This window comes from Deltaproteobacteria bacterium (assembly GCA_016874775.1).
In the GTDB taxonomy this organism is placed as follows: Bacteria; Desulfobacterota; Binatia; order Bin18; family Bin18; genus VGTJ01.
Genome location: VGTJ01000296.1, coordinates 1 through 4427, shown reverse-complemented (window position 1 = coordinate 4427; position 4427 = coordinate 1). Strand labels below are relative to the sequence as shown.

Genomic DNA, 4427 nt, shown 5'->3' with positions numbered 1-4427 from the left:
GAGAGGCCGGGGGAAAGAAGCTCTTCAATTGTGTCCATTCGGTCATGGTCAGGTCCGTTGGATAAACTCGCGGCAGTGTATTCATCCCTCAAGCTTACCAATCCCTTTTTCAAAACACTCTCTTAGAGTGGAGTGACGGCAAGAAAAAGGAAGCGGCGGATCTGTTAGGTATCGATCGCCGTACGCTTTATCGCAAGCTGCTCGAATACGGCAAAGCTGATCCGGAGGAATTCGGCCCTCGTGTCGTCCGCTAAGGTGCTGTCTCGCACTGAATGTCCCAGTTTAGGGTTTGCGCCTGCTTCGATCTCGTCCTTCCGACTACGCTCAGCATGAGCGGGTTTAGTCGCTGGTGTACCAATGTCGCTGGGATAGAGGCACGGGTGATTTCACGACGCAGGCGGAAATTCACGACTGTTCTCCAGTCCCATGTAGTTCGTGTACAGGAGACAGAAAACGACGCATCACCCGTGTACGAGACAAATTGTCTCAAACAGCACTGTGGACGAGCCGTCATTCTCCATACCTTTGCGAACGAAACGCTCTGGTCTGTGTTTTGCTGCGTGTGGCAGACGAGAGAGGGGTGAACACTGGACCGTTGGGACTGTGTGCGTCTTTCTGTAGCCCCCGCGAGCGTGGAAGAGTGTGTCCACCTACGGAGCAGAATCGTGACCATCGTTCGCAGGGTTCCACTATGTACTGTTGTTGAAAGGAGAAGCGCGAGCTATGGAGAATGCATCGCTGTTGCATGGCACAAGAATTGTCCTGGTAGTAGGTATCGTACTGATACTGATAGGGGTGATCGTGCCCAATGATTGGGCGATTGACCGACTGTGTCGCGAAGCGGGAGTCGTTGTCACGCTCATGGGGATGGTGGCCACGATTGCCCAACGCCAGGCTGTAGATGATACTCAGCGGCGCCTCCTCTCTACCAGTCAACCGCCAACCGAACACCGTGAAGGCCACGCAGGCGAGACGACCTCTCACGCCACAGCGGCCTGAGGCTGATGCGGCTGTGTAGACAGGAGATGGTGGGGCTCGGTGCGCCATTCTTCCTTACTTGCTGTCTGTTCTTAGCCCGCGACAGTCGGCAGTGCGCGCCGGATGCGTAGCAGAGATCGCCGCGACATTGTACGACCCCCCTTGTGGGCGCCGTCATGCGACAAACCTTGATGAGCTTGTGACTGTCGATTGCGGAAAGAAAGAACACTCCCTTCGCTGACTGTGGCGATTTTCCACAGTCAGCGGTGTGGCGACTGTGCCGGGTAGGGAAAATGTTTTGGCCTCCCTTTTGCTCACTTGCTCAGCCGGATGGTGTCGACCGCAGAGCATGCGTTCGCGTCGGACGTCATTCACCTCGGTGGAAAAAAGGAGGGACCCAGTGCCATCGCCACACTGTCTGCAGATTCCCCTGCTGAGCGGAATCATCCTCACAGCTATCGGCACTGGCTGTGTTGAACAACGATTGTACAGACAGAAATGGATTCCCGTTGCTGCCCGGCCAGCGAACATCACGCCACAAGCAACCGTGGCGACGGGACATATTGGCGAGGTAACAAGGGGGACACTGACAGCACTGACCGAAGGGAAGCCGTGAACAGTATGGCCACACAGCGCTAGGTAGTATCGTCACCGTATTCATGAGACAGACAAGGGCAATACGAATGGAAGGGATATGGAACTGATACCGCCGGGTAGTAATTTTGATTTCGTTGGCCGACGACAAGGGTTCGTGATCGCCTCAGTCATCGTCAACCTCATCAGTATTATATTACTCACGACGTGGGGATTGAACTATGGGCTTGACTTCACTGGCGGTGCTATGGTGGAAGTGCGCTTCCTGGAGCCTACGACCAGTACGACAGTTCGTGAAGCAATTGCCAAGGCCGGATTGACTGATGTGACGATTCAAGAGATCAGCACGGGTGGCACCATGTTTCTGCTGCGCACGGTGCATACCGAAGAGGAATATGACCGCGCGCCTGAGGCCACGGTGAGAACTGATCAGGAGGGGGAAGAAGAAGGAGTACCCACGGATGTTGGCCTTGAGCCACTCCACGGAACAGAGAATGGTCGCCGATTGTAAGCACCGCTGACGTTTGCGTGGCCAGTCTCACGGCTCACGACGAACTGAACCATGGCGGCAGCGGACGTGCGTAGCATGATCCATGGCCTAACCATCGGTGACATGCGCGGTCGTCGCTCCCAGCTTGCGAAAGCGCCAGGTAATGAGCGGCGGCGTCACTAACGTCGTCAGGACAACCATAATCACCACCGCGCCATAAGTTGCCGAATCGATCAGCGGTTTGCCATGCAGCATCATGCTCGCGCCAATACTGGCAAAGATCAAACCGACTTCTCCGCGTGGGATCATCCCCAGGCCCACGGCAATGCGGTCTAGCCCTGGCTCTCGTACGCCTAACCCACAAATTTGCTTGCCGATGATCGCCGCGATCGTCAACGATGCCGCAAATCCGAGCAACTCAACCCGGGTAAAATCCTCTAAGGTGACTCGCGCCCCCATCGTGACGAAAAAGATCGGCACCATGATCGTCACCAATGGTGCCAAGAGTTCTTCCAGTGAGGTATGCTGATGCTTGGCGGCCAGATCTTGGTAGTGATGCGGCTCCAAAATCAGACCAGCAGTAAACGCACCAACGATCGGCGCCAGCCCAACCACGCCGGCGAGATAGGCAAGCCCAAAGCACAACACGAGGCTCGACACTAACAAGACGCCCTGACTGTGTAAGCGCACCATAAGGCGAAAATAGCCTGGCATCAGTAGGCGACCAACACCGACCACGATGATCAGGAACCCGAGCGAACGCCCGAGCACGCCAGCGACCGCACCGACATTCACCGCGGTGCCCATCTCCGCAGCAGCGATGACTCCACCCACCGCTGCCAGCACCATCAAGCCTAATACATCATCGATCACTGCGGCACCCAAGATGATCTTCGCTTCACTGGTGTGCAGGCGGTGCAAGTCGGTGAGCACACGGGCAGTGATCCCGACACTGGTCGCGGTCAGTGTGGCACCCAGATACACGTGGACCAATCGATCACTCTCAGGGGAAAAGAAGCTACTGACGCCCCAGCCCAGAAAGAACGGGGCAATGACACCCAGAATGGCAACGAGTAAGGCCGACACACCGACCTTCATCATATCGGGTAACGTGGTGTGCAGTCCGACTTCAAAGAGCAAAAGCACGACGCCCAGCTCACTGAGTACTGCGAGCATCTCGTCTTGTCGTAAGAAGGAGAAGGTGGGAATGCCGAGAAGAATAAGATTCCCTAGCACGATGCCAATCAAGAGCTCGCCGAGGACTTCTGGTTGCCGCATTCGCACCATCACGTCGCCACCAAGTTTGGCGGCGAGTAAAATAACGACAAGTTCCAACAACAAGAGAATGACAGGACTTGCATGCCCACCAGCGCCCTGTCCACCTGCTGCCCACGCCGTGAATGGCGCAAGGATGCAGACCAACCCGCATACCAACCGCACTATCGAGCCCCTGTTCCCCACCTCGACCTCCTTCGCTGTCTTTGTAGTCGTAGATCTATCGCCTCGCGCTGTGCTTCAAAAGTGCTGACCTGCAGCTTTGTGGATAGCGGATTCGCGGATGGACACAACCCCCCGGCCTCCTCCATACAGCTCCCGCTGGGCAACTTCCTCCGGACCGGTACTGGCGCTATGCATGCGTACCTCCTACCCGTCCATCACGGAACGGTGCACTAATGAAGAGCAAGAGCTATGCCGTAGCATGTGCATGCTCAGTCGATCCACGCGCCATTGGTACACTCCGCCTGTCACCCTGAGTGCAACAAAGGGTCTCGCAGAGAGATTCTACGCGTAGTTCATCCTGTGGTGAATCGGACGAGGCGCGACCACGTGTGCTCCGCTCTGCCGGATGGTCACAGTGTATCAGCACGATAACTCCCTGTTCGTATTCGCTCGGCTCAACCCGCGCGAGATTATTTGCGACTCCGGCGGGGCTTTTGTGACAAATTGTCTCACGATAGCGCTTGCGCATCGCGCCGTAACAGAGCAAATTTCCGTCAGGCCATCGGCATCGTTCTTGCTGATCATAATTGCCCTCGAAGGAGATGATCACACTGTCTCCTGCCCTGTCCCTGGCAAGAGCGGAGAACCGGACAAGACTTCTGGCTCTGGCCTCACGCCTCCTCCGACAGACCGGCAAGCATTGTCGGGCCTTCGCTCTAAATCGGACCACGGAAGATTGGTACAGCAGAGTTGTCACCCTGAGTGTAACGAAGGGTCTCTCGGAGGGATTCCGCGCTTCACTGCTCAGAAACACACTCTCAGGCCGAGACGGGCTGGGGGAGGAGCGTGAACCCCAACCGGGCGGCGGTCCGTTTGAGGTGGCGAAGGGTGCGTTGACGCAGGTGTTCATCATAGGCTTCCCAGC

General features: G+C 56.5%; 5 protein-coding genes. 4 read left to right on the top strand and 1 reads right to left on the bottom strand.

Annotation, left to right across the window (positions count from 1 at the left end):
• Nucleotides 1–83 precede the first annotated feature (83 nt).
• The 4 genes from FJ147_27555 to FJ147_27540 all read left to right on the top strand — a co-directional run bounded on the left by FJ147_27555 (nucleotide 84) and on the right by FJ147_27540 (nucleotide 2083).
• Complete coding sequence (locus tag FJ147_27555) at nucleotides 84–254, top strand: hypothetical protein (GenBank protein MBM4259641.1); 171 nt, start codon at nucleotides 84–86, stop codon at nucleotides 252–254.
• 469 nt (nucleotides 255–723) lie between these two features.
• Nucleotides 724–999: a hypothetical protein gene (locus FJ147_27550; protein MBM4259640.1), complete on the top strand. Its 276-nt coding sequence runs from the start codon at nucleotides 724–726 to the stop codon at nucleotides 997–999.
• A gap of 379 nt (nucleotides 1000–1378) precedes the next feature.
• Nucleotides 1379–1594, top strand: coding sequence for a hypothetical protein (locus FJ147_27545; GenBank protein MBM4259639.1), 216 nt, complete (start codon nucleotides 1379–1381; stop codon nucleotides 1592–1594).
• 78 nt (nucleotides 1595–1672) lie between these two features.
• Nucleotides 1673–2083 (top strand): hypothetical protein, encoded by a 411-nt coding sequence (locus tag FJ147_27540; GenBank protein MBM4259638.1) that lies wholly within the window; start codon nucleotides 1673–1675, stop codon nucleotides 2081–2083.
• An 87-nt stretch (nucleotides 2084–2170) separates the two neighbouring features.
• On the opposite strand, the gene FJ147_27535 is transcribed toward FJ147_27540, so the two are convergent.
• Nucleotides 2171–3349, bottom strand: a complete 1179-nt coding sequence (locus FJ147_27535; GenBank protein MBM4259637.1) for a cation:proton antiporter — start codon at nucleotides 3347–3349, stop codon at nucleotides 2171–2173.
• Nucleotides 3350–4427 lie beyond the last annotated feature (1078 nt).